Source organism: Phenylobacterium sp. (assembly GCF_004799515.1).
Classification (GTDB): Bacteria; Pseudomonadota; Alphaproteobacteria; order Caulobacterales; family Caulobacteraceae; genus Phenylobacterium.
This window is the reverse complement of record NZ_SSMX01000002.1, coordinates 104307-130797: the sequence shown is the minus strand read 5'-3', so window position 1 is coordinate 130797 and position 26491 is coordinate 104307. Positions and strand designations below refer to the sequence as shown.

At 69.9% G+C, this 26491-nt stretch carries 24 protein-coding genes; 13 read left to right on the top strand and 11 right to left on the bottom strand.

Features of this window, described 5'->3' with window-relative positions:
* From E8A49_RS00730 to E8A49_RS00715, 4 genes are all read left to right on the top strand, one after another.
* Positions 1–2307 (top strand): ribonuclease E/G (locus E8A49_RS00730; protein WP_293375307.1); only part of this gene is annotated, 2307 nt, incomplete at its 5' end.
* 49 nt (positions 2308–2356) lie between these two features.
* The gene (locus tag E8A49_RS00725; protein ID WP_293375305.1) at positions 2357–3778 is read left to right on the top strand and encodes a M48 family metalloprotease; all 1422 of its coding nucleotides are present in this window, start codon (positions 2357–2359) and stop codon (positions 3776–3778) included.
* Between the two features lie 43 nt (positions 3779–3821).
* Entirely contained in the window at positions 3822–4559 is a 738-nt protein-coding gene (locus E8A49_RS00720) for a DsbA family protein (RefSeq protein WP_293375303.1), read from the top strand.
* Positions 4560–4649: 90 nt separating this feature from the next.
* Positions 4650–6158 carry an FAD-dependent oxidoreductase gene (locus E8A49_RS00715; RefSeq protein WP_293375301.1) on the top strand — a complete coding sequence of 503 codons (1509 nt, stop codon included), beginning with the start codon at positions 4650–4652 and terminating at the stop codon, positions 6156–6158.
* Here the strand turns inward: E8A49_RS00715 and E8A49_RS00710 are convergent.
* Positions 6155–6946: a thiazole synthase gene (locus tag E8A49_RS00710; protein ID WP_293375299.1), complete on the bottom strand. Its 792-nt coding sequence runs from the start codon at positions 6944–6946 to the stop codon at positions 6155–6157. The two genes, E8A49_RS00715 and E8A49_RS00710, sit on opposite strands and share 4 nt — an antisense overlap.
* A 1-nt stretch (position 6947) precedes the next feature.
* On the bottom strand, positions 6948–7148 hold the full coding sequence (thiS, locus tag E8A49_RS00705) for a sulfur carrier protein ThiS (protein WP_293375297.1): 201 nt from the start codon (positions 7146–7148) through the stop codon (positions 6948–6950).
* Positions 7149–7228: 80 nt separating this feature from the next.
* Between thiS and aroQ the strand changes: the two genes are divergently transcribed.
* From aroQ to aat, 4 genes are read left to right on the top strand one after another with little or no spacing between them, the layout of a single operon-like run.
* Positions 7229–7672, top strand: coding sequence for a type II 3-dehydroquinate dehydratase (aroQ, locus tag E8A49_RS00700; RefSeq protein ID WP_293375295.1), 444 nt, complete (start codon positions 7229–7231; stop codon positions 7670–7672).
* 48 nt (positions 7673–7720) lie between these two features.
* Positions 7721–8227, top strand: coding sequence for an acetyl-CoA carboxylase biotin carboxyl carrier protein (gene accB, locus E8A49_RS00695; protein ID WP_293375293.1), 507 nt, complete (start codon positions 7721–7723; stop codon positions 8225–8227).
* 4 nt (positions 8228–8231) lie between these two features.
* Positions 8232–9581, top strand: coding sequence for an acetyl-CoA carboxylase biotin carboxylase subunit (gene accC, locus E8A49_RS00690; RefSeq protein ID WP_293375291.1), 1350 nt, complete (start codon positions 8232–8234; stop codon positions 9579–9581).
* A gap of 11 nt (positions 9582–9592) precedes the next feature.
* Positions 9593–10273 (top strand): leucyl/phenylalanyl-tRNA--protein transferase, encoded by a 681-nt coding sequence (aat, locus tag E8A49_RS00685; RefSeq protein ID WP_293375289.1) that lies wholly within the window; start codon positions 9593–9595, stop codon positions 10271–10273.
* Here aat and E8A49_RS00680 read toward each other — a convergent pair.
* Together E8A49_RS00680 and E8A49_RS00675 are read right to left on the bottom strand one after the other, a co-directional pair.
* The gene (locus E8A49_RS00680) at positions 10180–10821 is read right to left on the bottom strand and encodes a DUF2155 domain-containing protein (RefSeq protein ID WP_293375287.1); all 642 of its coding nucleotides are present in this window, start codon (positions 10819–10821) and stop codon (positions 10180–10182) included. The two genes, aat and E8A49_RS00680, sit on opposite strands and share 94 nt — an antisense overlap.
* 8 nt (positions 10822–10829) lie before the next feature.
* Entirely contained in the window at positions 10830–11231 is a 402-nt protein-coding gene (locus E8A49_RS00675) for an NADH:ubiquinone oxidoreductase subunit NDUFA12 (protein WP_293375315.1), read from the bottom strand.
* 187 nt (positions 11232–11418) lie between these two features.
* On the opposite strand from E8A49_RS00675, the gene E8A49_RS00670 reads away from it, so the two are divergent.
* Complete coding sequence (locus tag E8A49_RS00670; protein WP_293375285.1) at positions 11419–13887, top strand: ribonucleotide reductase; 2469 nt, start codon at positions 11419–11421, stop codon at positions 13885–13887.
* A gap of 129 nt (positions 13888–14016) precedes the next feature.
* Positions 14017–14931, top strand: coding sequence for a pentapeptide repeat-containing protein (locus E8A49_RS00665; RefSeq protein WP_293375283.1), 915 nt, complete (start codon positions 14017–14019; stop codon positions 14929–14931).
* A gap of 4 nt (positions 14932–14935) precedes the next feature.
* Here the strand turns inward: E8A49_RS00665 and aspS are convergent, their stop codons facing one another.
* Both aspS and E8A49_RS00655 read right to left on the bottom strand, forming a co-directional pair.
* The gene (aspS, locus tag E8A49_RS00660) at positions 14936–16714 is read right to left on the bottom strand and encodes an aspartate--tRNA ligase (protein WP_293375281.1); all 1779 of its coding nucleotides are present in this window, start codon (positions 16712–16714) and stop codon (positions 14936–14938) included.
* Positions 16715–16822: 108 nt separating this feature from the next.
* Positions 16823–18217 carry a serine hydrolase gene (locus tag E8A49_RS00655; RefSeq protein ID WP_293375280.1) on the bottom strand — a complete coding sequence of 465 codons (1395 nt, stop codon included), beginning with the start codon at positions 18215–18217 and terminating at the stop codon, positions 16823–16825.
* A gap of 146 nt (positions 18218–18363) precedes the next feature.
* Here E8A49_RS00655 and E8A49_RS00650 point away from each other — a divergent pair, with 146 nt between their 5' ends.
* Positions 18364–18855 carry a pyridoxamine 5'-phosphate oxidase family protein gene (locus E8A49_RS00650; RefSeq protein WP_293375278.1) on the top strand — a complete coding sequence of 164 codons (492 nt, stop codon included), beginning with the start codon at positions 18364–18366 and terminating at the stop codon, positions 18853–18855.
* 28 nt (positions 18856–18883) lie between these two features.
* Here the strand turns inward: E8A49_RS00650 and E8A49_RS00645 are convergent, their stop codons facing one another.
* Positions 18884–19219 carry a hypothetical protein gene (locus tag E8A49_RS00645; protein WP_293375276.1) on the bottom strand — a complete coding sequence of 112 codons (336 nt, stop codon included), beginning with the start codon at positions 19217–19219 and terminating at the stop codon, positions 18884–18886.
* 91 nt (positions 19220–19310) lie between these two features.
* Complete coding sequence (locus E8A49_RS00640) at positions 19311–19652, bottom strand: hypothetical protein (protein ID WP_293375273.1); 342 nt, start codon at positions 19650–19652, stop codon at positions 19311–19313.
* Positions 19653–20010: 358 nt separating this feature from the next.
* On the opposite strand from E8A49_RS00640, the gene E8A49_RS00635 reads away from it, so the two are divergent.
* Positions 20011–20946, top strand: a complete 936-nt coding sequence (locus E8A49_RS00635) for a hypothetical protein (RefSeq protein ID WP_293375270.1) — start codon at positions 20011–20013, stop codon at positions 20944–20946.
* A gap of 113 nt (positions 20947–21059) precedes the next feature.
* Here the strand turns inward: E8A49_RS00635 and E8A49_RS00630 are convergent, their stop codons facing one another.
* Positions 21060–21617, bottom strand: coding sequence for a hypothetical protein (locus tag E8A49_RS00630; RefSeq protein WP_293375267.1), 558 nt, complete (start codon positions 21615–21617; stop codon positions 21060–21062).
* Positions 21618–21719: 102 nt separating this feature from the next.
* Between E8A49_RS00630 and E8A49_RS00625 the strand changes: the two genes are divergently transcribed.
* Entirely contained in the window at positions 21720–22577 is an 858-nt protein-coding gene (locus tag E8A49_RS00625; protein ID WP_293375264.1) for an MBL fold metallo-hydrolase, read from the top strand.
* 291 nt (positions 22578–22868) lie between these two features.
* On the opposite strand, the gene E8A49_RS00620 is transcribed toward E8A49_RS00625, so the two are convergent.
* Both E8A49_RS00620 and parC read right to left on the bottom strand, forming a co-directional pair.
* On the bottom strand, positions 22869–23666 hold the full coding sequence (locus E8A49_RS00620; RefSeq protein ID WP_293375261.1) for a PEPxxWA-CTERM sorting domain-containing protein: 798 nt from the start codon (positions 23664–23666) through the stop codon (positions 22869–22871).
* 427 nt (positions 23667–24093) lie between these two features.
* Entirely contained in the window at positions 24094–26337 is a 2244-nt protein-coding gene (gene parC, locus E8A49_RS00615) for a DNA topoisomerase IV subunit A (protein ID WP_293375258.1), read from the bottom strand.
* Positions 26338–26491: the final 154 nt, after the last annotated feature.

Sequence of the window (26491 nt, the reverse complement as noted above, 5' to 3'; positions counted from 1 at the left end):
GACGACGTCATGGAGGAAGAGGTCGCCCGGCGCCGCCGGCGGCTGATGCGCAAGTACAAGATCCAGGAAGTGATCCGCCGCCGGCAGATCATGCTGGTGCAGGTCGTCAAGGAAGAGCGCGGCAACAAGGGCGCGGCCCTGACCACCTACCTGTCGCTGGCCGGCCGCTATGGCGTCCTGATGCCCAACACCGCCCGCGGCGGCGGCATCAGCCGCAAGATCGAGACCGCCACGGACCGCCGCCGCCTGAAGGGCATCGTCCAGAGCCTGGACGTGCCGCAGGGCATGGGCCTGATCGTCCGCACCGCCGGCGCCAAGCGCACCAAGGCCGAACTCAAGCGCGACTACGACTACCTGCTGCGCCTGTGGGAGAATATCCGCGAGACCACCCTGCACTCCATCGCGCCGGCCCTCATCTACGAGGAAGAGGACCTGGTGAAGCGGGCGATCCGCGACCTCTACGACAAGGACATCGACGGGGTGTTCGTCGAGGGCCAGGCCGGGTTCAAGGAAGCGCGCGACTTCATGCGCATGCTGATGCCCAGCCAGGCGAAGAAGGTGCAGCTCTACACCGAGCCGACGCCGCTGTTCGTCAAGCACCGGGTCGAAGACCACCTCAGCCAGATCTATTCGCCGGTCGTCCCGCTGCGCAGCGGCGGCTATCTGGTGATCAATCAGACCGAGGCCCTGGTGGCTGTCGACGTCAACTCCGGCAAGTCCACGCGCGAGCGCAACATCGAGGCGACCGCGCTGAAGACCAATATGGAGGCCGCCGAGGAAGCCGCCCGGCAGCTTCGCCTGCGCGACCTGGCCGGCCTGATCGTCATCGACTTCATCGACATGGATGAGTCGAAGAACAACCGGGCCGTCGAGAAGAAGCTGAAGGACTGCCTGAAGGACGACCGCGCCCGGGTGCAGATGGGCAAGATCTCCGCCTTCGGCCTGATGGAGATTTCCCGCCAGCGCCGCCGCACCGGCGTCCTGGAAGGCACCACCCACGTCTGCGAGCATTGCGGCGGCACGGGGCGCGTGCGCTCCGTGGAATCCAGCGCGCTCGCGGCCCTGCGGTCGCTGGAGCTGGAGGCCCTGAAGGGCGGCGGCGAGGCGACGCTGAAGACGCCCCGCGCGGTCGGGCTTTACATCCTGAACGAGAAGCGCACCCACCTGGCGCGCCTCCAGCAGACGCTGGGCCTCTTCGTCACCGTGGTGGTGGACGACGAGATGGCGCACGCCGACTGCCTGATCGAGCGCACCTCGATGGAGCAGCGTCCGGATCACGCGGCCGCCATCGCGCCGCCGTCGGCCGTGCCTTATGAGCCGGTCGCCGACGACTTCGACGACGAGGCTTATGAGGACGAGGACGAAGACGAGGAAGAGGACGACGAGAACGGCCTGGACCGCGAGGACGTCGATGACGACGAACCGCGTGACCGCGCTGAACGCGACGCCTTCGGCGACGAAGCCCGTGGCGGCGACGGCGAAGGCCGCCGTGGACGCCGCCGGCGCCGGCGCGGACGCCGCGACGGGGCGGAACCCCGCGAGGGCGCCGCCGCTCCGGCCGCGCCGCGTCCGGCCGAGGCGCGTGACGGCGACGACGAGGGCAGCCGCCGCCGGCGGCGCGGCCGCCGCGGCGGACGGCGTATGCGCGACGAGAGCCGTCCGGTCGACGCCTTCTCCTGGACCCGGCCCTGGGTGCCGTACGGCGACGATCCCTTCGTCTGGTACGACCCGGCGGAAGACATGAAGGCGGCCCTGTCGCCGGCGAACGACAGCCACGAGTCGCCCCGCGCCGCGGCGGAAGCCGCCGCTCCGGCGCCGGCCACGGCCGCCACGGCCCGAGCCGCCTCCGGCGATCAGGATGACCACGACATCTGGGTCGAGCTGCCCGCCGCCGAGGAACGGCCCAAGCGTTCGCGCCGGGGCCGTGGCCGCGGACGCGGCGGCGCCCAGGCGGACACCGACGCTGCTGAGACCACCGACCTCGTCGCCGAGGCCCCTGCGCCGATCGCGGAAGCGGCGCCCGAGCCGGAGCCCGTCGCCGAACCCGCGCCGGCCGAGGCCGCGCCGAGCGGCAAGAAGCCGCGGGCCAGCCGCGCCAAGGCCAAGAAGCCGGACGCCGCGGCCGAGGCCGCGCCTGCGGTGGCCGCCGAGGTCCCGGCTCCCGAGGCCAGCCCGGCGCCCGTCCCCGAACCCGTCGCTGCGCCGGAACCGGTCGCGGCTGTGGCTCCGGCGCCTCGCGAACCCGATCCGGCGGAGATTTCCGCGCCGCCCGCGGCGCCGCGGAGAGGCTGGTGGCGGCGCGGCTGACGCGTTAGGCTGGCGGCGGCTTGTCGGGGGGCGAAGTCGAGAGTTGAGAATGACCGCTCCCGTCCGCTCGGTCCTCCGGACAGCGCTGGCCGCCACAGTGACGCTGAGCATGGTGCTGCGGCCTGGCATGGCCGCGGCCCAGTTCGCGCCTGGCGACAGCCTGATCCGGGACACCGAGATCGAGGACGCCATGCACCGCGAGTCCGCGCCGATCTTCGCGGCGGCGGGCATCGACCCGACGGGCATCCAAGTCGTCCTGATCGCGTCCAAGGAGCCCAACGCCGCGGCCGCCCCCGGCGTCATGATGGTCACCACGGCCCTGATCCTGGAAGCGGACAATCCGAACCAGGTGCAGGGCGTCATGGCCCACGAAATCGGCCACCTGGCCGGCGGCCACAGTTTCCGCTCCGGCGAGATGCAGAAGGCCGGTCTGGTGCCGATGATCCTGACGCTGGGCCTCGGCGTCCTCGCGGCCATCGCCGGCTCCGGCAGCGCCGCCGCGGGCCTGATCTCCAGCGCGCCCTACTTCGGGGCTCTGGGCGCTATCGGCTACAGCCGCGAGCAGGAAAGCCGCGCCGACCAGGCGGGCGCCACCTACCTCGAGAAGGCTGGCCTCTCCGCGCGCGGCCTCGCGGAGTTCTTCGACAAGTTCCGCTACCAAGAAGTCTTCGCCCAGTTCCGGCGCTACAAGTTCTTCATCGACCACCCGCTGTCGTCCGACCGGATCGAGGCTCTGCAGGTCCGGGTCGCGGCGCTGCCGCACTACTATAAGAAGGACCCCCCCGAGGCCCTTGCCGAACACGAGATCATCAAGGCCAAGCTGGAAGGCTTCCTCAATCCGCAGGTCGCGCTCACCAAGTACGACGAGAAGGACACTTCCTATCCGGCCCGCTACGCCCGGGCGATCGCCTACTACCAGATGAAAGAGCCCGACAAGGCGTTGAAGCGGGTCGACGCCCTGATCGCCGAACAGCCGAACAACCCCTACCTTTACGAGCTCAAGGGCCAGATCATGTTCGAGTTCGGCCAGCAGGAAGCGGCCGAGGCGCCGCAGCGCAAGTCCGTCGAACTGATGCCGAACGCGCCCCTGCTGCGCATCAACCTCGGCCAGACCCTGATCGAGCTCGGCAGCCGGGCCAAGACCGAGGAAGGCATCGCCCAGTTGAAGGTCGCGCTGGGCCAGGAGAACGACAACGCCGCGGCCTGGCGCACCCTGGCCGAGGCCTATGACAAGCATGGCGACGAGGGCCTGGCCCGGCTGGCCACCGCCGAGTTCGAATACAGCATCGGCGACATGAAGCAGGCCCGCGAATTCGCCATCCGCGCCCGCGACCGCCTGCCGAAGGACGGCCCCGACTGGCGGCGCGCCACCGACATCGTGCTGACCTCCAATCCCAAGGGGGAAGATCTGCGCCAGATCGGCGGCGCGGGCGGCTTCACGCTGCAGACCTCGGTCCAGCCGGGCCGCTAGGGTGCGCCTCGCAAAAGTCGCCAATCCGTCTTAGAGGATCGGCATGACGCCCCGAACGCCCCTGCTCGCCGCCGCCCTCGTCGCCGCCGTTTCGCTCTCCGCCTGCCAGCGGGTCGACGACGCGGCCTTCGGCAACCGCGTCCACGCCTATCTGATGGCCCATCCCGAGGTGGTGCGCGAGGCGGCCGACAAGCTGGCCGAGAACGAGCGCATGGCCGCGACCAAGGCCTCCACCGACGCGATCTCGCGCTACCGCAGCCAGCTCGAGCGCGACCCGCGCGACTTCGTGGCCAATCCGGACGGCAAGGTGACGGTGGTGGAGTTCTTCGACTACCGCTGTGGCTACTGCAAACTGGCCGCGCCGGAGGTGGTGAAGCTGATCCAGGACAACCCCGACGTCCGCTTCGTCTTCAAGGAATTCCCGATCTTCGGCGAGGTCTCCGACACCGCCGCCAAGGTGGCCCTGACCCGCGAAGCCAAGGCCAAGGGCGTGCAGCTCTACCAGGCCCTGATGAGCGAAAAGGCGCTGGACGACGCGGCCCTCGACCGCCACCTGGCCGAGATCGGCGTCGATCCAGCCACCGCGCGCAAGGACGCCGAGCACCCGATGATCGAGCGCCAGATCCTCGATTCCCACGCCCTTGCCGAAGCGCTGAAGATCGACGGCACCCCGGCTTTTATCGTCGGCGACACCATGATCCCCGGCGCCGATATCGCCGCGCTGAAGACCGCCATCGCCGCGGCCAAGGCGGGCAAAGGCCCTGTCACCACCAAGAGCTGACGGCCGGCGCGCGTCCTCTGAGAGGTTGACCTCACGGCAGCGTGGAACTGTCGTATCGTTCCGGCGGGGCGCGTCGCGGAGTTCGAACCCATGACCGAACGGGTGCTGGTGATCGGCGCCGGCATGGCCGGGCTATGGACAGCCCTGGCGCTCGCGCCGACGGGACGCCAGGTCACCGTGCTGGAGCGCGATCCGCCGCCGCCCGTCGGTGGCCCGGACGAGGCCTTCGAGCATTGGACGCGCCGCGGCGTCGGCCACCTGCGCCACAGCCATGCCTTCCTGGCGCGCCTGCGCCTGATCATCCGCGACCAGCATCCGCAGCTCCTGGAAGAGCTACTGGCGGCCGGCTGCCGTGACCTGGGCTTCGAGGGCGGCCTGACCGACATCCACAAGCGCGACTACACGCCCGCCCCGATCGACGCCGACCTCGCCGTGCTGACCAGCCGGCGAACCACGCTGGAGCTGATCCTGCGCCGCTATGTCGAGCGGCAGCCTAACATCACCGTGCGGTCGGGCGTCTTCGCGAAGGGCCTGATGCTCACGCCGGGAGCGGTCCCCGTGGTCGCGGGCGTGCGGATCGAGACGGACGGCGCGGTAGAAGAACTTGCCGCCGACATCGTCGTCGACGCCGCCGGCCGCACCTCCGATTCGGTGGAGCAGCTGCGCGCCGCTGGCGCGGGCGTGCCGGAGGAGACCGAGGACTGCGGCATCCTCTACTTCACCCGCCACTACCGCCTGCGGCCCGGCCAGGCCGAGCCCGAGCGCGGCAAGGCGCCCGCCACCGGCGACCTCGAATACCTGAAGTTTGGCGTCTTCCCGGGCGACAACGGCTGCTTCTCCATCACCCTCTGCGTCCCGCAGGTTGAGGAAGAGCTGCGCAAGAAGGTGGTCGACCCGGCGGTGTTCGACGCCGCCTGCGGCCAGTTGCCGGGGCTGACGGCGTGGATCGAGCCGGCGCGTTCCGAGCCGATCAGCCGGGTGTTCGGCATGGGCGACCTGAGCAGCCGCTGGCGGGACTTCGCCCCCAACGGCCGCGCGGCGGCGCTGGGCTTCTTCGCGGTCGGCGACAGCCTGGTGCGCTCCAACCCGCTCTACGGCCGCGGCTGCTCCTTCGCCGCCGTGGAGGCCCACCTGCTGCGCGACGCCCTGCAGATGTTCGCCGATCCGGCGGCGCGGCTGGAGGCCTACCAACGGCGGGTCGGCAGCGAGCTGCGCACCTTCTACGACACCATGCGCGACGCCGACCGTTCGGCCATCCGCCGCGCCCGCCAGGCGCTGACGCCCGGCTACCAGCCCAGCCTGCGCAGCCGGATGCGCACGGCCTTTCTGGAGGACGCCGTGGCCATCGCCGTCCGCTCCGACGTGGAGCTGTTCCGCGCGGCGCTCAGGGGCTTCCACATGCTGGAGGACCCGCAAGCCTGGCTGAAGCGGCCAAAGAACATCGCCAAGGTGCTGGGCTACTGGGCCCGCGGCCGGCAGCGCAACGCCGAGGCTTACCGCCCCAAGGCCGGCCCGGACCGCGAGGAGATGCTGAACGGCCTCGGCCTCTCACCTGACCTCGACGTGCAACGCCTCGCCCAGGCTGACGCCGGCGCCTAGATCAATCCTGCCCAGGGCGAGGACGGATCGCCGTAGGTGCGCCTGGCCATGCGCCCGGCGAGCCAGGCTTCGCGCCCGGCGATGACCGCGTGCTTCATGGCCACCGCCATGCGGATCGGGTCCTTGGCCTCGGCGATGGCGGTGTTCATCAGGACAGCGTCGCAGCCCGCCTCCATGGCCAGAACCGCGTCCGAGGCCGTGCCGACGCCCGCGTCCACCAGCACCGGCACCTTGGCCTGCTCCAGGATCAGCCCGAGGTTCAGGAAGTTCTGGATGCCGCGCCCGGAGCCGATCGGCGCCGCCGCCGGCATGATCGCCGCCGCGCCCGCCTCCTCCAACTTCAGCGCATAGACCGGGTCGTCCGAGCAGTAGACCATCACCTGGAAGCCGTCGGCGATCAGCAGCTTCAGCGCCCGAAGGGTCTCCTCCATGTCCGGCAGCAGGTGCTTGGTGTTGGACAGGACCTCCAGCTTCACCAGGTCCCAGCCGCCGGCCTCGCGGGCCAGGCGCAGGGTGCGCACCGCGTCCTCGCCGGTGAAACAGCCGGCGGTGTTGGGGAGGAAGGTGAAGCGGTCGGGCTTCACATGGTCGACCAGCATCGGCTGGCTGGGGTCGGACAGGTTCACCCGGCGCAGGGCCACGGTGACGATCTCCGCGCCCGCGGCCTCCGCCGCGGCGGCGTTCTGGGCGTAGTCCTTGTATTTGCCGGTGCCGACGATCAGCCGCGAGCGGAAGGTGCGGCCCGCGACCGTCCAGGTGTCTTCCGTGGTGTGGGTCGACCCGTCCATGTCAGCCGCCTCCGATAAAGTGCACGATCTCGATCCGGTCGCCGTCGGCGAGCAGGGTCCTTCCATAGGCCGAGCGCGGCACGATCTCCAGATTGCGCTCCACGGCCACCTTGCGCCCGTCCAGGCCCAGCGCCGCCACCAGCCCGGCGATGTCCGCCAGGCCCTCGAAGCTGCGGGCCTCGCCATTGACGGTCAGCTGCATGCTAGGACGCCTCCAAGTCGGCAAGCTTGTGACCCCGTCGCCCGCCCGGTACAAGACGGCGGAATCGACGGCGGAGCCATATGTCGAAACCGATCTATGTGCTGAGCGGCCCCAACCTCAATCTCCTGGGGGTCCGCGAGCCGGAGATTTACGGACATCAGACCCTGGACGACGTGAAGCGCCTTTGCGAGGCGCGCGCGGCCGCCCTGGGGCGCAGCGTCGTGTTCCGGCAATCGAACCACGAGGGCGAACTGATCGACTGGATCCAGGAGGCCCGTACGGAAGCTTCCGCGGTGGTGATCAATCCGGCGGGCTATGGCCATACCTCGGTCGCCATCCTTGACGCCCTGAAGGCGGTGGGCGTGCCGGTGATCGAATGCCATCTGTCGAACCCGGCCTCCCGCGAGGCGTTCCGCCGTAAGACCTATGTGTCGCTGGCCGCGACCGGACTGGTGTCCGGCTTCGGGGCGGCGAGTTACGAACTGGCCGTTGAGGCCGCGGCTGGCCTTACCCGGCCAGCCTGACGACAAGACAAACCGACGACAAGACCAAGAAGAAGCGAAGGTAGTTCCATGGCTAGCCCTCCCAAGGCTCCCGCCCCCAAGGCTCCGGTGGGCGATCCGATCGACGCGCGCCTGGTGCGCCGACTGGCCGACATCCTGACGGAGACCGGCCTGACCGAGATCGAGGTCGAGCACGCCGGCCTGAAGGTGCGGGTGGCCAAGACGGTCGCCGCCGCGCCCGCCATGACCTATGCGGCCGCGCCGCCGCCCATGGCCGCGCCGGCCGCCGCGCCCGCAGCCGCCTCCGCCGCGGTCCCCGACGCAGCCCCGGCGCGCGCCGCCGGCGAGGAGGTCAAGTCGCCGATGGTCGGCAGCGTCTACCTGCAGCCCGAGCCGGGCGCGGAGCCCTTCGTGAAAGTCGGCGACAGCGTCGCCGCCGGCCAGACCCTGATGATCATCGAGGCCATGAAGACCATGAACCCGATCCCCGCGCCAAAGGCCGGCAGGATCCTGGAGATCCTGGTCGAGGACGGTCAGCCCGTGGAGTTCGGCGAGCCGCTCGCGGTCATCGGCTGAGACCATGTTCGAGAAAATCCTCATCGCCAACCGCGGCGAGATCGCCCTTCGCGTCCACCGGGCGTGCAAGGAGATGGGCATCTCCACCGTCGCCGTGCACTCCGAGGCCGATAGCGGCGCCATGTGGGTGCGACTGGCCGACGAGAGCGTCTGCATCGGCCCGCCCGCGGCGGCCAAGAGCTATCTCAACATCCCCTCGATCATCGCCGCGGCGGAGATCACCGGGGCCCAGGCGATCCACCCAGGCTACGGATTCCTTTCGGAAAACGCCCGCTTCGCCGAGATTGTGAACGCCCACGGCTTCACCTTCATCGGGCCCAAGCCCGAGCATATCAAGATGATGGGCGACAAGATCACCGCCAAGCAGGCGGTCCGCGAAGCCGGCATCCCGGTGGTGCCCGGCTCCGACGGGGCGGTGACCACGGAAGAGGAAGCCTTCGCCGCGGCCAAGGCCATCGGCTTCCCGGTCCTGATCAAGGCCGCGGCCGGCGGCGGCGGGCGGGGCATGAAGGTCGCCCAGACGCAGGACGACCTCTACGAGGCGGTCTCCACCGCCCGCTCCGAGGCCAAGGCCGCCTTCGGCGACGACGCCGTCTACATGGAGCGCTACCTCCAGACCCCGCGCCATATCGAGCTGCAGGTGATCGCCGACAGCTTCGGCAACGTCTGCCACCTGGGCGAACGCGACTGCTCCCTGCAACGCCGCCACCAGAAAGTGCTGGAAGAAGCCCCCTCGCCCGCCATCGACGCCGCCGCCCGTGAGAAGATCGGCAAGGTGGTGGTCGATGCGATCAAGGCCATCGGCTACCTGGGCGTCGGCACCATCGAGTTCCTGTACGAGAACGGCGAGTTCTTCTTCATCGAGATGAACACCCGCCTGCAGGTGGAGCACCCGGTCACCGAGGCCATCACCGGCATCGACCTGGTGCGCGAGCAGATCCGCATCGCCGCCGGCCTACCGCTCTCCTTCGCCCAGAAGGACGTGGTCTTCGAAGGCCACGCCATCGAATGCCGGATCAACGCGGAAAACCCGAAGACCTTCGCGCCCTCACCTGGCCTGGTCACCGACTTCCACGCCCCGGGCGGCTTGGGCGTGCGGCTCGATAGCGCCCTCTACGCCGGCTACACCATCCCGCCGTACTACGACTCCCTGATCGGCAAGCTGATCGTCCACGGCCGCGACCGCGACGAATGCATCGCGCGGATGTGCCGCTGCCTCGGCGAGATCGTGGTGGCCGGCATCGACACCAACATCCCGCTGTTCCAGGAACTGCTGGCCAACCCCGATATCATCGCCGGCGCCTACAACATCCATTGGCTGGAAAACTGGATGAAGGCCCAGGCCTCCGCCTAAGCTCGCGCGCGATGGCGCAGTTCGACGCCCGTGACCTCCTGGCCTGCTACGCGCGCGGGGTCTTCCCGATGGCCGACGCGCGGGAGGACGAGCGCGTCTTCCTGATCGACCCCGAACGGCGCGGGGTGATCCCACTGGACGGCTTCCACGTCGCCCGGCGGCTGGCCCGCACGGTGCGCGCCGAGCCCTTCGAGGTGCGGGTCGACACGGCGTTCCGCGCCGTGGTCCAGGCCTGCGCCGCCGCCAAGCCCGGCCGCACGGAGACCTGGATCAACCATCCGATCGAGGACCTCTATGTGCGCCTGCACGAGCTTGGCCACGCCCATACCGTCGAGTGCTGGACGGGCGGCGAGTTGGTCGGCGGCCTCTACGGCGTCTCGCTCGGCGGGGCGTTCTTCGGCGAGAGCATGTTCTCCCGGGCGCGGGACGCCTCGAAGGTGGCCCTGGTGCATCTGGTGGCGCGCCTGATCGCCGGCGGCTACCGGCTGCTCGACGCCCAGTTCATGACTGGCCATCTCAGCCAGTTCGGGGCGGTGGAGATCTCGCGGGCCGACTATCGCCGCCGCTTGGCGTCGGCGCTGCCCGTCGAGGGCGACTTTCAGCGCGCGGGCGGCGCCGGAGCCGGCGCGGGCGACACCACGGACGGATTGACCGGCGCCGCGGCCCTGCAGGTGATCAGCCAGGCGTCGTAGACCGGGTGCTCCAGCGGGTGCAGACCGGGCGATGAGGCGTACATCCAGCCCTTGAAGGCCTGCCGCGGGGCCAGGGCCGGCATGCCAGGCTCGGGCCGCGGCTGGCTGTCGATGGTCAGGTAGGCGATGGAGTCGTCCACCGCCTCATCGGGGGCGGAGCGCTCGCAGGCCTTCACGGTGAAGACCAGGCTCTTATAGCGCACCGGCCGGCCCACGGCGGCCTCGAAGCGCAGGCTCTCGGCGGTCACCTTGTCCAGGGCTTCGATGACCGCGACGTCGTAGCGGGCGCGCCGCGCCGGCGCGACGGGCTTGGGCGGGGCGGCGGGCGCAGCCGCTACTGGGGCCGCGGGCGCGACGGTGTCTGGCGCGGGAAGTGTCGCGGCGGACGCCGGCGGCATGGTCACCTCGGTCGACTTCGGCGCGGCTTCCTGCGGCGGGACGGCCAGCGGCGGCGCGGCGGGCTGGGCCGCGACCAGGGTCGCGCTCGCCAGCCCCGTGAGCAGCGCGAACCCGGCGGCGGGGAAGATCGGCTTTCGGCGGAACGGCATCGGGCGGCCTATTCCGGCGTCCAGGCCTCGTAGTCGGCCGTGGCCTTCTGACGGTCGCCGCCGCGCGAGATGGCGCCCTGCGGCTTGTAGGCGTGGATGGTGCCGGTGAGGTTGGGCAGGTGGTCCTTCTCCCAGGCCTTGATCCGCATGGGCTCGACCGTCGGCGGCTCGTCGAAGGTGTAGTGCAGCCAACCGTGCCATTCGGCGGCGACTTTCGAGGCGTCGGCGTAGCCGCGGTAGATCACCCAGCGGCGCTTGCGCTGGTCGTAGCTGTCGGAATTGTCCCGCGCCTCGTAATAGCGGTTGCCGCCCTCGTCCTGGCCGACGAACACGCCGCGGCGGCCGACGTGGAAACGCACGCCGACGGTGGCGCCGTTCCACCAGGTGAAGATCGACTTCAGGAAATCCAGCACGGGGGGTTGTCTCTTCAAAGGCAGGCGATGGGCGGGCGGACTATAGGCGGGGCGCCGGGGAGCGTCCAGCACCGCGCCGGACGCCGCCGAAGGGCAAGATGTTGGGGATGAAGTCCCCTGCGACCGCAACATCTATTGATCGCGCGCGCCGAGCCGCCCTACCCTTCCGCGAGGGAGTCGGCGAATGGGTCGCGAAGCGTCGCGGACGAGAATCGAGAGCCGGGCCGTCGAACGCCACGGCCGTTTCGTTGAGGTCCAAGCCCCGGCCCATTGGACGGCCGCCCGGGTCGAGGCTTGGCTCGACTGGGCCGGCGGGGCTGAAGACCTGCCCGCCGCGATCGCCGAGCGCGTCGAGACGCTGACCGGCCGGGCCCAGGCCAAGGGCTTCTTCAAGGACGTCCGCGCCCGCACCCGCTTCCGCGACGAGCTGACCGAGGCCCTGCTGTCGGGCGTCATCGCGCTCGCCGAACCCGCCGCCAAGGGCCCGCCCCCCGTGGTCGAGGCCGGCTCTGCTGAGGTGGCGGCGATGGTGGCGCGCCATCGCGGCGAAACCGCCGCCCAGGCCGCCGCCCTAGAGCTCGGCCGGCGGCTGCAGGCGGTGATGGACGCGATCCTGCGCTGCGAAGGCGACGCCGAGGCCTGCGCCGACCCCGCCGCCAATCCCAGCCTCGCCCGCGCCGCCGAGGCCGCCCGCGCCGCCGGCGCGCCCGACGCCCTGATCCTCGACGCCATGGCCCTGGCGCGCGGCGGCGAAAGCGCCTGGACGACCGCGCCGCCGCAGGTCTTCGACGGGGTGCGGCTGATCGCCGTGGGACCGGCGGACGCGGCCGTGGCCCGCGCCGCCTGGGCGACCGGCGCGCTGGCGGTGAGCCCGAGCGCCAGCGTCGCCGAGCGGATCGCGGCGGCGGAAGGCGCCGTCCGCGGCGGCCTCGACCTTATGGGCTTCTGGTCCGACGACGGCTTCGACATCGACGGCTTCGAGGCCGCCTGCGCCCTCCTGGCCGCGGCGCTTTCCGCCGCCAGCGACGCCCCGGCCATCGCGGGCCTGGCCGGGCTCGGCGACTGGCTGGTGGCCCACGGCCTGGACTACGACAGCGAGGCGGCCCGCGAAACGGCGCGCGAGCTCTATCTGGCGGCCCGCGACGCCATAGCCGAGACCGGCGCCGACGTGGGCCTAGCCCTGTTCCGAGACCCGGAGCTGGAGCTGCGGCTGGGCGGCGGGCGGCTGTCCGGCGCCCCCTGGGCTGGGCCGGTGACCTTCGCCGAGAGCGCCGACGGCGAGCCGATCCGGGTGCTCAGCGAGGCGGCGGTGCGCGGCCTGGCGCTGGCCGGCGTCGAGACCGCCGAGGCCCACGCCCTGCTGCTCGGCCGCGCCGACCTCGCCGAAGCGCCGGGCGTCAACCACGCCGCCCTGATGGCCCGGGGCTTCACCGACCACGAGATTGCCGCCGTCGAGGCCGCCCTGCCCCTGGTCGCCGGCCTGCCGCAGGCCTTCAGCCCCGCGGTGATCGGCGAGGGCTTCCTGCGCGACGTCATGGGCCTGACCGCCGACCAGCTGGCGGACCCGCGGTTCGACCTCCTGGCGCTGATGGGCTTCTCGACCGCCGACGTCGCCGCCGCCGAGGCCCACGCCCTGGGGGGCGACAGCCTGGCCGAGGCGGCGTTCCTGACCCCGGCCGCCCGCGACATCTTCCGCGACGCCCAGGCGCTGGGCGAGGCGCCGCGCCGCGCCATGACCCAGGCGCTCGATCCGACGCTGATCGTGCCGACGGTCGCCGAGCTGGACCTGGCCTGGAACGCCACGCCCGCCCAGGCGCTCGACGCGCTCAGCGAGGCCGTCGGCGCGGTGCGCCTGCGCCGCGCCAGCCCGCCGGCGCAAGTCTCGCTGGAGTTGCCCAGCCTGCCCGAGCCGCGGGCCGCGCGCCCGCCGGAACCTCCGCCGGAGCCCCGGATCGTGGAGCGGGTGGTCGAGCGCGAGCGCACCCGGCGCAAGCTGCCCGACCGGCGCAAGGGCTACATCCAGAAGGCGGCGGTGGGCGGCCACAAGGTCTATCTGCACACCGGCGAATACGACGACGGTGAGCTCGGCGAGATCTTCATCGACATGCACAAGGAGGGCGCGGCCTTCCGATCGCTGATGAACAACTTCGCCATCGCCATCTCCATCGGCCTGCAATACGGCGTGCCGCTGGACGAGTTCGTCGACGCCTTCGTCTTCACCCGCTTCGAGCCCGCCGGGCCGGTCACCGGCAACGACACGGTGAAGTCGGCGACCTCGATCCTGGACTACATCTTCCGCGAGCTCGGCATCTCCTACCTGGGCCGCGAGGATCTGGAGACCCGCGACCCTGGCGAGCTCAACGCCGACGGCATGGGCCGCGGCAAGGCCGACGCCCTGGACGGCTCGGGCGACGAAGACGCCGGCCCGCAGCCCGCCTCGCGCTTCATCTCCCGTGGCTTCTCGCGTGGCGCGGCCCCTGACAACCTGGTCTTCCTGCCCAGCGCCAACCGGGTCAGCGGCCCGGCGGCGCGTGACGCCGCCGACGTCTGCGCGGCCTGCGGCGACGTGGCTGTGGTGCGCAAGGGCGCGGCCCTGATCTGCGAGACCTGCGGCGCGCATGTAGGGCGCCTGAGCGAGGATCAGGGCGTCTGAAGCTTGACCTTGGCCAAGTCTTAGAGTGAATGCGCCTATGCCTAAGCCCTTAACAATTACCGCGAATTAAGTGGCGCCCCCGCGTTGTCGCAGGCACATGGAAGCTGTAACGCCAAGGACAATGCCGAAGTGACCAAGACGTCCCACCTCCTGCAGATCGCGCTGGCCGCCATGATGCTGGCCGCGCCCGTAGCCGCCCATGCCGGCGGCTCGGACAAGGAGGTGCCGCGGTCCAACACCTTTGGCGGCGACTGCATCAAGTGCGAGTTGTCCGGCCGGCGGATGCAAGGCGCGCACTTCCTGAACGCCAACTTCACCGGCGCGGCCCTGGTGGGCTCGAACCTGCGCGAGGCCCACCTCCTCGCCTCGAACTTCTCCGGCGCCGACCTGACCGGCGCCGACCTGACGGACTCGCAGATCATCAGCGTCAACTTCACCGGCGCGACGCTGACCCACACCCGCTTCCGCGACACCCAGGCGCAAGGCAGTATCTTCCAGGACGCCAATATGGGAGGCGCGGACTTCTCCGACGCCTCGGCCCAGGGCACGAATTTCAACCAGGCCCAGTTGGTCGAGACGATCTTCCGCTCCACGGACCTCACCGGCGCCAACCTCAACCGCGTGATCGCCCGCGGCGCGGACTTCCGCGACGCCAGCATGCGCGCGGCCAATTTGAGCTACGGCCGGTTCGAGAAGGCCATCTTCCGCGGCGCCGAACTCGAGTCCGCCGTCCTGATGGGCGCCAACTTCGACGGTGCGGACTTCAAGGACGCCAGCCTGCAGCACGCCAGCATCGCCGGGGCCGACTTCTCCCGCGCGCGCAACCTGACCCAGGACCAGCTCGACAACGCCTGCGGGGACAGCCGTACGCGGGTGCCGCCCGGCCTGAGCAGCAAGCCCTGCAACGGCGGCGGTGGCAGCCGCATTTCCATCCACGGCCACGTCGTCGTCTCGATCCCCGCCCCGCCGGCGCCGCCCGCCCCTCCAGCGCCGCCAGCGCCGCGCTACCTGGTCGAGCCGATCCCCGCCCTGCCCTACGAATAGGACCCTAGGCCTTTATCGGCGGCGCCAGGCGGATGCTGAGTTCCTTCAGCTGCTTGTCGGTGACCTCCGACGGCGCGTTCATCATCAGATCCTGACCCTGCTGGTTCAGCGGGAAGGCAATGACCTCGCGGATGGCGGTCTCGCCGGCCAACAGCATGACGATCCGGTCGATGCCAGGCGCCAGGCCCCCGTGCGGCGGCGCGCCGTGGCGGAAGGCGTTCAGCATGCCCCCGAACTGCTCCTCGACCACGTTCGGCCCATAGCCCGCGATCTCGAAGGCCTTCAGCATGATCTCCGGCAGGTGGTTCCGGATCGCGCCGGAGCATAGCTCATAGCCGTTGCAGACGATGTCGTACTGGTAGGCCAGGATATCCAGTGGGTCCTTGCTGTTCAGGGCTTCCAGCTCGCCCTGCGGCATCGAGAACGGATTGTGGCTGAAGTCGACGTGGTTCGTCTCCTCATTCATCTCGAACATCGGGAAGTCGACGATCCAGACGAATTCGAAGCGGTCCTCGTCGACCAGCTTCAGGTCGGTTCCGACCTTGGTCCGCGCGGTCCCGGCGAACTTGGCGAACACCTTCGGGTCGCCGGCGGCGAAGAACACGGCGTCGCCCTGCCCTAAACCCAGCTGCGCCATGACGGCGTCGGTCTTCTCCGGTCCCAGGTTCTTGGCGATCGGGCCGCCCCAGCCGCCCTGGTCCTCGCTCCAGAAGATGTAGCCGAGGCCCGCCTGGCCCTCGCTCTGCGCCCAGCTGTTCATCCGGTCGCAGAAGGCGCGGGAGCCGCCGGTGGGCGCCGGGATCGCCCAGACTGCGTTCTTGGCGTCCTCCAGGATGCGGGCGAAGAGGCCGAAGCCGCCGCCGCGGAAATGCTCGGAGACGTCCTGCATGACGATCGGGTTGCGCAGGTCCGGCTTGTCGGTGCCGTACTTGGCGATGGACTCGCGGAACGGAATGCGCGGGAACGGGTACGGCGTCACCGGCTTGCCGTCGGCGAACTCCTCGAAGACGCCGTGCATCACCGGCTCGATGGCCGCGAAGACGTCTTCCTGGGTGACGAAGCTCATCTCCACGTCGAGCTGGTAGAATTCCAGGCTGCGGTCGGCGCGCAGGTCCTCGTCGCGGAAGCAGGGCGCGATCTGGAAATAGCGGTCGAAGCCGGAGACCATCAGCAGCTGCTTGAACTGCTGCGGCGCCTGCGGCAGGGCGTAGAATTTGGTCGGGTGCAGGCGCGAGGGCACCAGGAAGTCGCGCGCGCCCTCCGGCGACGAGGCCGTCAGGATCGGCGTCTGATACTCGAGGAAGCCCTGGCCGATCATCCGGTTGCGGATCGAATGGATGACCTTGGAGCGCAGCACGATGTTGCGGTGCAGGGTCTCGCGGCGCAGGTCGAGGTGGCGGTTCTTCAGCCGGATCTCTTCTGGATAGTCGGGCTCGCCGAAGACCGGCAGCGGCAGCTCCGCGGCTTCCGACAGCACGTCGACCTTGCGCACCCGCACCTCGACCTCGCCGGTCGGCAGGTTGGGGTTCACGGTCTCCGACGAGCGGGCCACCACCTCGCCGTCGATGCGGATCACGCTCTCGGCGCGCAGGTGCTCCACCAGGTTGAAGCCGGGCGTCTCGGGCGAGAGCACCAGCTGGGTCAGGCCATAGTGGTCGCGCAGGTCCACGAACATCAGCCCGCCGTGGTCGCGCTTGCGGTGGATCCAGCCGGAAAGGCGGACCGTCCGGCCGGTGTCGGCGGCGCGGAGCGCGCCGCAGGTGTGGGTGCGGTAGGCGTGCATTTACCTGAGAAAATCGGCTGTTTTACGAGGCGCGGAAGGGCGCACGCGAGGGGCGGAAAGTCAACCTTTCCGCCCCGAAGGGCCGCGCCTGATCTTCAGCAACCCGCGTCACTTCTCCGGGTGCAGCAGCGCCTGGTAGGTGAGCGTGCGGGCTTGGGCACCCAGGTCGTCGCCGCCAGTGCCGCCCATGCGCTGGATCATGCCCACGAACAGCACGTCGTTGGTCGGGTCGATCCAGAACCAGGTCCCGGCCGCGCCGCCCCAGCTCATGGTGTTGTTGCCTTCGTTCATCCCGGCCTTGCGCGCGTCGTTGACCACCTGGAAGTCGAGGCCGAAGCCGACGTATTCGTTGAAGCTGGCGACGCCGGTGCCGTTGTTGTTCACCAGCACGTTCTTCGGGATCACGTTGGTGTCCATCAGCTCGATCGACGACGGCGACAGGATCCGGACGCCGTCCAGCTGGCCCTTGTTCAGCATCATCTGGCAGAAACGGGCGTAGTCCATGGTGGTGGAGACGAGGCCGCCGCCGCCCGACTCCATGGCCGGCGGCTTCGAATAATCGGGCATCTGGTTGCCGAAGAGGTCGTTGGCCTCGACGATCTTGCCGGTCGGCTTATTGTTCACCATCTCGCCGACGTAGACGGCGGCCAGGCGGTTCGCCTTGGCCGGGCCGGTGTAGAAGCCGGTGTCCTTCATCTTCAGCGGGCCGAAGACGTTCTCCTGCAGGAACTGGCCGAACGGTTTGCCGGAGAGCTTCTGGACGATGTAACCCTGGATATCCACGGCGCTGGAATAGGACCAGTTGGTCCCCGGCTGGTACATCAGGGGAATGGTCGCCGTGCGGTCGATCATCTCCTGCAGGCCGTTCGAGGACAGCACCTTCTTCTCGCGATAGAGCTTGTCCACCGGATGGCGGTCGCCCAGGCCGTAGCCGAAGCCGGCGGTGTGGCTCATGATCTCGCGCATGGTCGGCGGACGCTTCATGTCCTCGACCTTGGTGATCTTGCCGTCCTTGTCGGCCTCGACCATCACCTTGAGGTTCTTGAACTCCGGCACATAGCGGGTGACCGGGTCGTCCAGGCGCCACTTGCCCTGTTCGAACAGGATCATCATGGCCACGCCGGTCAGCGGCTTGGACATGGAGTAGACGCGGAAAATCTCGTCCTTCGGCATGGCCTTGCCGGTGGCGAGGCTGGCTTTGCCATAGGTCTTGAACTCCACGACCTTGCCGTGGCGGGCCAGCAGCGTGGTCATGCCCGCCACGCGGCCCTCGCTGACCACGCCGGCCATGTAATCGTCCAGCATCTTCAGGCGGCCGCTGTCGAAGCCCACGGCCTCCGGCGTGGTGGCCGCCGAAAGGTCACGGCCGGCGGCGGCCTTGGCTGGGCCCGGCTTGGCCTCGGCGGGCGCGGCGGCGGCCGGGGCGTCAGCGGCGAAGGCGGCCGAGCCCAGGACCAGCAGGCTGGCGCTCAGGGCCGCGGCGAAATAGGCGCGACGATGCATCTTCTAGTCTCCCCCCAATTGTTCTGCGCTGGAGCTTAGGGACGCGCGCCCGCCGCGCAAGCAGGCTTGCATTTCACCTCCGCAATGGAGGGCCGACGGAACAGGGCGCCGGGCCCCGAGTTAGGCTTGCCGAACAGGAGTTTCCCATGCCGAGCCAAGCCGAACTCACCGAAAAATTCTGGGACGCCGTGAAGTCCGACCGCACCATGATGGTGGGCCTGGCCGGCGTCGCCGAGAGCCTGTCGCAGCCGATGACCGCCCAACTGGAGGACACCCGCAGCGAAGGCCCGATCTACTTCTTCACCGCCAAGGACACCGACCTCGTCCAGGACATGGGCGGCGCCCACCGCGCCGTCGCCTACTTCACCTCCAAGGGCCACGACCTGTTCGCCGCCGTCGAGGGCGAGCTGATCGCGGACAACGACCCTGACATGATCGACCGGCTCTGGAACCGCTTCGTCGCCGCCTGGTTCGAGGGCGGCAAGGACGACCCGAAGCTGCAGTTGCTGCGCTTCGAGCCCGACCGCGCCCAGATCTGGCAGAACGACCACAGCCTGTTCGCCGGGGTGAAGCTGCTGCTCGGGAGCGATCCGAAGAAGGCGTACAAGGACAAGACCGCCGACGTGCGGTTCTCGTAGGCCGGCGCCCCCGCGCGCCTGAGGCGGGTCAGTTGGACTTGCCCGGGCGCAGCGCCTGCCAGCGCCGCACCTCCGCCTGGTCGATGTCGCGGCGTTCCTTCCGCTGTGCCTGGGTGGCGCAGACCTGCTTCGGGAACAGGCTGCCCAGCACCGGCTCGTCGTGACAGACCAGCAGGTACTTCTTGAGGTCCGGCGCCGGGGCCGGAGCCTGCGGCGCGATCACCAGGGGGCTGACCGTCTTGCCCTCGGGCGCAGCGGCCGCCGGCGGTTCGACCGGTGCGGCGGCGGACGGGTCCTGCGGCCGGGACGTCACAGCCGGCCCCGCCAGAGCGAGGACGGTCGCGGCGATCAGCGCGGTCAGCATGAGAGCTTCCTCCGGCACCCGGGGATACCATCGCTAGCGGTCCGAGTTCGCGACAATTGCGCCGGATCGGATGCGGCTGGAGCCTTGCGGCCTATTTGGACGAGGACGGGTCCTTGTAGGGGCGCAGCGCCTGCCATTCGCGCACCTCCTTCTGGTCCTCGCGCTGCCGCTCGGCGAACTGGGCCTGGGTGGCGCAGACCTTTTTCGGGAACAGCGTGCCCAGCACCGCCTCGTCGCGGCAGACCAGGACGTACTTCTTGAGGCTGGGCGCCGGCTTGTCCGTGGTGTCGGGGGCGATGACCAGCGGGCTCACCGTCTTGCCGGACTGGGCGGCCGCAGCGGGGGCCGGCGGCGGCGCGGCTTCCGGCGGGCCGGCTGGAAACGGCTGGGCCTGGGCCAACATCGCCCCGGCGACGAACAACGCGCTCAACATCTGGGACCCCCCGAAGTGTTGCAGAAGTTTATCGCCGATTTCAGCGCCTCCGCAATCACGGGTCGACGAACGGCGCCCGCGCGCCACCGGACGGACGGCCGTTTGATGAAATCCTTTTCACTCGCCATCGGCGCGGCGAGGCCTAGTCTGCGGCCTCGGCAGGTACCGCCGCCTTTCCGCTCCGCAGCCCCCCTCCGGAACCCGGAAAGACGCCCGCTCCGGACACCCCCCCAGCTCCGGAGCGGGCCTTGCCGCCCTCCGGCCGCAGCAAGCCGCCCTGCCCCAAACCCGTACAACCCAAGCCTGCATGTCTCGGAATTCATTCGGGGGTCCGTCGCAGGCCGCTTAGGTTTACGGCGTGAATCTTCCCTGCCCGACCCTGCCGATCGCCGCCGCTCTCTTCGGGATGGCGCTCGCGAGCCCCGTCCTCGCCGACGACGCGCGCGACCTGACCGGCGTCTGGACCACGGCCTCCTGGACCCAGCTCCAGCGGTCGAAGGACGCGCCGGGCCTGGTGATCACCGAGGCGCAAGGCGCCGCCCTGCACGCCGCGGGCCTGGCCCGGGCCAAGCAGGGCGACGCGCTGGGCCAGATGACCAGCGAGTTCGATGAAGGGGGCGAAGGCTATGCGCGCATCGGCGGCCAGCTCCGCTCGTCGTGGATCGTCGACCCGGCGGACGGCCGGCTGCCCTACCTCGACGCCGTGAAAAAGCCGCTGCAGGCCTATGGCCAGGCCGACGGCCCCGGCGCCTACGACCACGTGGAGAACCGGCCGACCGGCGAACGCTGCCTGACCGCCGAGGGGGCCGGCGCGCCGATCCTCAACTCGCCGGACACCAACCTGATAACCCTGGTGCTGACGCCCGGGACCCTGGCCATCGTCTCGGAGAAGAACCACGACGCGCGGATCGTGCGCCTGGGCGCCCCGCCGCCGGGGCCGGAGGAGCCCGCGAGCTGGATGGGGACCTCCGTCGGCCATTGGGAGGGCGCGACCCTGGTGGTCGAGACCAGCCGCCTGCGCCCCGGCCTGACCCACCTGTCCGACGCCGTGCCGCTGTCGGACAAGGCCCACATCACCGAGCGCTTCACCCGCAACGGCCCCGACGAGATCGCCTACGGCTTCACCGTCGACGACCCCGGCGTCTACGCCCGGCCCTGGCGCGGCGAGATGGTGTTCCGCAAGGCCAAGGGCCTGATGTACGAATTCGCCTGCCACGAGGGAAACTACGCCCTCCCCGGCATCCTGGCCGGGGGCCAGAAGCAGCAGGCGGAAGCGGCGGCGAAGGGAAACTGACCGCGCCTCAGGGGCCGCGGAAGGCGCCATCGGCGCTGCGGTCGCGGACCGGGCTCGGTTTGGGCCCGACCTTCGTCAGGACGAACGGTGGATGGGGATGGGATGCCCCGCCCTTAGCCCGTGTCCGCCATCGCGGGCCTGGTCGACGGCGGCGGGGCGGTGAGGACCAGCTCGCCGGAAAGGCCCATGTCGGCGGCGATGCGGCGGGCGAGGGTCTCGACGGGGGTGTCCTCGAAGCCCTCAGCCTCGGCGGCCTCGTCGAGGCGGGCGGTGAGGTCGTCGAGCAGGACCTCGTATTCGTCGGCGTCGCCCTCGGCCTCGTTCCAGATCAGCCGGTTGAGCAGGTTGCGCACGCGGCCCTTGCGCGCCTCGCAGGGACCGCGCGCCGGGATCAGGGCCGCCAGCCGGCCCTGCCGGGCGTGCTCCGCGGCCGCGGCCGCGTCCTCGCGCGCGGCGCGGGCGGCGTCGCGTTGCAGCTTGAAGTCGAGGGCGAGCGTCAGGCGCACGGTCCGCGAGGTCTTCTGGAAGGCGCCGACCAGGGCGACCTGGGTCTCCGGGTCCTCGGCGGCGCGGGCCTGGGCGGCCAGGTCGCGCGCCAGCATCAGGCCGAGCTCGGCGAGCTCCCCCAGGATGGCCTCGGCGCGAGCCTGTTTGTCAGCGGCGTGCGACATGAACGAAATGAGAACATCGGTCCAGGCCAAAGTCAAATATTTGGGTGGTTCCCTCCTGCGCCGCCTCGCCTAGGATCGCCGCAAAACCCGGAGGAGACGGCGATGCTGAGCTGGCAGGTGGGCGCGGTGAAGGTGACGCGGATCCTGGAGTTGGAGGCGACCGGCGGCACGCGGTTCATCCTGCCGCAGGCGAGCCCGGAGGCGATCCGCGAGATCGGCTGGCTGGCCCCCCACTTCGCCGACGAGAACGGCAAGCTGCGCATGAGCATCCACGCCCTGGTGGTCGAGACGCCCACCGCCCGGATCGTCGTCGACACCTGCATCGGCAACGACAAGCCGCGCAACATCCCCGCCTGGAGCCACCTGCAAACGGGCTTCCTGGCCGACCTGGCCGCCGCCGGCTATCCGCGGGAGAGCATCGACGTGGTGCTCTGCACCCACCTGCACGTGGACCATGTGGGCTGGAACACCATGCTGGAGGGGGACCGATGGGTCCCGACCTTCCCCCAGGCCCGCTACCTCTTGGCGCGCTCGGAATTCGAGTACTGGCGGGCGGAGGAAGAGGTGGAAGCGGACCTGTCGCGCTCGCCCTTCCACGACAGCGTCCGCCCGGTCTGGGAAGCGGGCCTTGTCGACCTGGTGGAGACCACGCACCAGGTCTGCCCGGAGGTGAGCCTGGAGCCGACGCTGGGCCACACCCCCGGCCACGTCAGCGTGCGCATCCGCTCCGAAGGCCAGGACGCCCTGATCACCGGGGACTTCATCCACCACCCCTGCCAACTCCATCACCCCGACTGGGCCACCCCGGCCGACTACGACGGCGAGGCGTCCACCGAGACGCGGCGGCGGATGTTCGGAGCCTTGGCGGAGAGCGGGACCCTGGTGATCGGCACGCACTTCACCGCGCCGACGGCGGGGCATGTGGTGGCGGATGGAAGCGTGTGGCGGTTGGCGGTGTGAGGGGTCTTTGAATCCTTGACGGTAGAGAGACGCCCATCGATCCCATCAATCGAAATCTCAACTACAATCGACCATTCCAGAGGCCCGGGATGTGGGAGACCGACTCCAGAGATTTTGGAGGCCGAGATGACCGCCACGCTGTTCCGCCGCAAACCCCGTCGCGCCGCGCGGAAGCCGGCTGAGGTCGAGGCTCTCCCGATCCATCAGGTCTAGTCTGACGCCCGCGTCGCCGCCAGCGCGCCGGCCGCCCGGCCGTTTGACGGGTCGGAGGCCGGCGCGGGTCACAGGGGCCTAGGCCGGGCTGGGGCCTTGGACCCTGGAGGCTTGGCGGGCGCGGAGCGCGCCGCCCGTGAGGCCGAAGCCCAGGATCATCAGCGCCCAGGAGGCCGGTTCCGGCACACCGCCGCCGACGTTGGCGAAGCCGGTGGTATGGAACTCGGTGATCGCGGCGGAGGTGTCGAGGGCGCCGGTGGCCGAGGCGCCGTCGCTTATGTTCACGATGGAACGGACGCCGTCATTGTTGTCGTTGGCGTTGTCGAAGGTGAGGAAGCCGAAGCCCGACCCGCTGACCGTCGCGGTGCTGGGGATCAGGAAATCCAACAGCAGGTTGCCGGAGGCCGGGTTGTAGGCGAAGGGCGTGGTGAAAGTCAGCGTGTAGTCGAAGGGCTGCGGTCCCGTCCCGGTGGCGGCGGTGGTCAGGGTGGCGGCGCCGGAGAAGACGGTGGTGGCGTTCGCGCCAAGGTTGGCGGCGAAGGTGGTGCTGGGCTGCAGGCCACTGGCCTCGTTGGCCGAGACCGCCGTGGAGGACAGCTGGACGTCGAGGTCGGAGACCGTGACGCTGTTCCCCGTGAAGAAGCCGGGCGCCGAGCCGGGGTAGGCGCGGAAGCTGATCCCGGTGATCTCCGTCGGGCCGGCGAAGAAGGACGAGGCGTAGATCTGCTCCACCTGTCCGCCGCCCGAGCCGTAGTAGCGCAAGGGCGCGGGGCCTTGCGCGTCGCCGGCCCCGCCGGGCGCGACGACCACGGTATCGGCGAACGCCGGCGCGGCGAGCGTGGCCGCTGCGAGTATCAATCCAGACAGTAATCTCATGGGCTCTTCCTGATGCCCCCGACACCTCGGAATAGCGGTCGCCAGGCCTCAGTAGACAAGGGTTTTATTTTTGATCTCAGAAGCAACCGCGAGATCAGACGCATCGTACGCGGTGGCGCTTGCGGGTTATTTGTTGGAGATTTTAGGATGTATTCGCGCGGGACGCGAGAATTTCCCCGGGTGACAACCAGGGCTCAGCTTGTTGTTTTCTTGGCGAGCGTTCACGGCATCTTCGGTTGGGATGAGACGCGCCCCTGGCGACCGTTCGCCGCTCGGCGAGCAATCCGCTGCCGCCGCTTTATGGGGAAATAGGGCGCGGCTAGGACCAAAGACCTAGGGCTTTGGTCCAATATCGCGAGCCCGTTCAATCGCTTACCCTCGGCTCCGCAACGTCCACACGGGAGCACGGGCGATGGATGCGCGGCGGCTATTTCGGCCTGAACCGCTTGCTCGCCGGGAAACCTCTCGGCGCGAGCTTGCCGGCCCCTGCCCGCTTGCCGAGCCACTCCCGCCACTCCGCCCACCCATGCGTGCGCCCGGCGGTGTCGATCCACGAGGCGCCGGCCTCGGCGGCGAAGGCGGTGGCGTCGCGCAGGCCGCCCTCGCGGTAGGACTGCAACTTGACGCCCTTGCCGCGCGGCATTTCCGGGAGTTCCGCAGTTTCGAAGATCAGAATCTTGCCGTTGTCGCCGATGACGGCGAGGCGGTCCTGGCCCTCGCCCAGAGCGAGGCTGACCAGGGCCGTCCCGTTCAGGACCTGCTTGCCGGCCCGGCGGAAGGCGATCGCTTCCTCTTCGGGCAGGATGAAGCCGTAGCCCTCCTTGCTGGCCAGGACGCGCTTGCCGCCGGGGCGGTGCACGAAGACGTCAATTAGACCCACCTTGTCGTCGAGGTCGATCATCAGCCGCAGAGGCTCGCCGTGGCCGCGGGCGCTGGGGAGCTTGTCGCAGGCGAGCGTGAAGAACCGGCCGTCGGAGGCGAAGATCAAGAGCTTGTCGGTGGTCTCGGCCGGGACCAGGAAGGCCAGCTTGTCACCCTCCTTGAACTTCAGCTCCGAGGGATCGTCGACCCGGCCCTTGGCGGCGCGGATCCAGCCGCGGTCGGACAGGATGACGGTGATCGGCTCGCGCACGATCATCGCCTCGATGGCGGCCTCGGCGTCGACCTGCGGGGCCTCGGCGAAGGTCGAGCGGCGCGCGTTGAGCTTGTCACCCAGGTCGGCCTTCACGCCGCGCAGGCCCGCGGCGACCAGCTTCCACTGCGCCTTCTCGTCGGCCAGCATGCCGACGATGCCGTCGCGTTCCTCGGCGAGCTCCGCGTGCTCGCGGCGCAGCTCCATCTCCTCCAGCCGGGCGAGCTGGCGCAGGCGGGTGTTGAGGATGGCCTCGGCCTGCAGTTCGGAGAGGTCGAAGGCCTCGACCAGCTTGGCCTTGGGCTCGTCCTCGTAGCGGACGATGCGGATCACCTCATCGAGGTTGAGGTAGGCGATCAAGAGGCCGTCGAGGATGTGCAGGCGGGCCTCGATCTTGCCCAGGCGATGGCGGGCGCGGCGGACCAGCACCTCGCGCCGGTGGTCGAGGAAGGCGCGCAGCACCTGTTTCAGGCCCATGACGCCGGGCGTGCCGCGGGCGTCGAGCACGTTGAGGTTGACGCTGAAGCGGGTCTCGAGGTCGGAGAGCTTGAAGAGGCTCTCCATCAGGACCTCGGGCTCGACGTTGCGGCTCTTGGGCTCCAGCACCAGGCGCACATCCTCGGCGCTCTCGTCGCGCACGTCGCCCAGCAACGGGGCCTTCTTGTCCTCGATCAGGCCCGCGATCTGTTCGACCAGGTCGGCCTTCTTCACCTGGTAGGGGATCTCGGTGACGACGATCTGGTAGGTCCCGCGGCCGGTCTCCTCCTTGTCCCAGCGCGCGCGCAGGCGAACGCCGCCGCGGCCGGTCGAATAGGTCTCGGCCAGCGACAGCCGCGGTTCCACGATGACGCCGCCGGTGGGGAAGTCCGGGCCCTGCACATGGACCATCAGGTCTTCGGTGGTGGCGGCCGGATTGGCCAGCAGCGCCAGGCAGGCCTCGATCAGCTCGGCGGCGTTGTGCGGCGGGATCGAGGTGGCCATGCCGACCGCGATGCCGGTCGCGCCATTGGCCAGCAGGTTCGGGAAGCCGGTGGGCAGGACGACGGGCTCGGTGTCCTGGCCGTCGTAGGTCGGCTTGAAGTCGACGGCGTCCTCGTCGATGCCCTCCAGCAAGAGGGTCGCCGCCTCGGTCAGCTTCGCCTCGGTGTAGCGCATGGCCGCCGGGTTATCGCCGTCGATGTTGCCGAAGTTGCCCTGGCCGTCGACCAGCGGATAGCGCTGGGCGAAGTGTTGGGCCATGCGCACCAGGGTGTCGTAGATCGACTGGTCGCCGTGCGGGTGGTAGCCGCCCATCACCTCGCCCACCACCTTGGCGCACTTGCGCGCGGCCGAGTCCGGGTTCAGCCGCATCTCGCGCATGGCGTAGAGCACGCGCCGCTGCACGGGTTTCAGCCCGTCGCGCACGTCCGGCAGCGCCCGGTCGGTGATGACGCTGAGCGCATAGGCCAGGTAGCGGCGGCTAAGCGCCTCGGAGAGCGGCTCGTCGATGATCCGGTCGCCTGGAGCGCCGGGCGGCGGGGCGGTAGCGATGTCGTTCATGGGAATCGGTAGTCCATCGGAGGGGACTATCTAAGGATGCCATGCGCGGGCGCCTACCGGGGACGCCTTCTCCTTCGCCATCCCCACAAATCGTCATCACCCGGCTTGTCCGGGTGACCCATGCGCCGGTTCCGGACCGGCTGCTCAGCTTGGG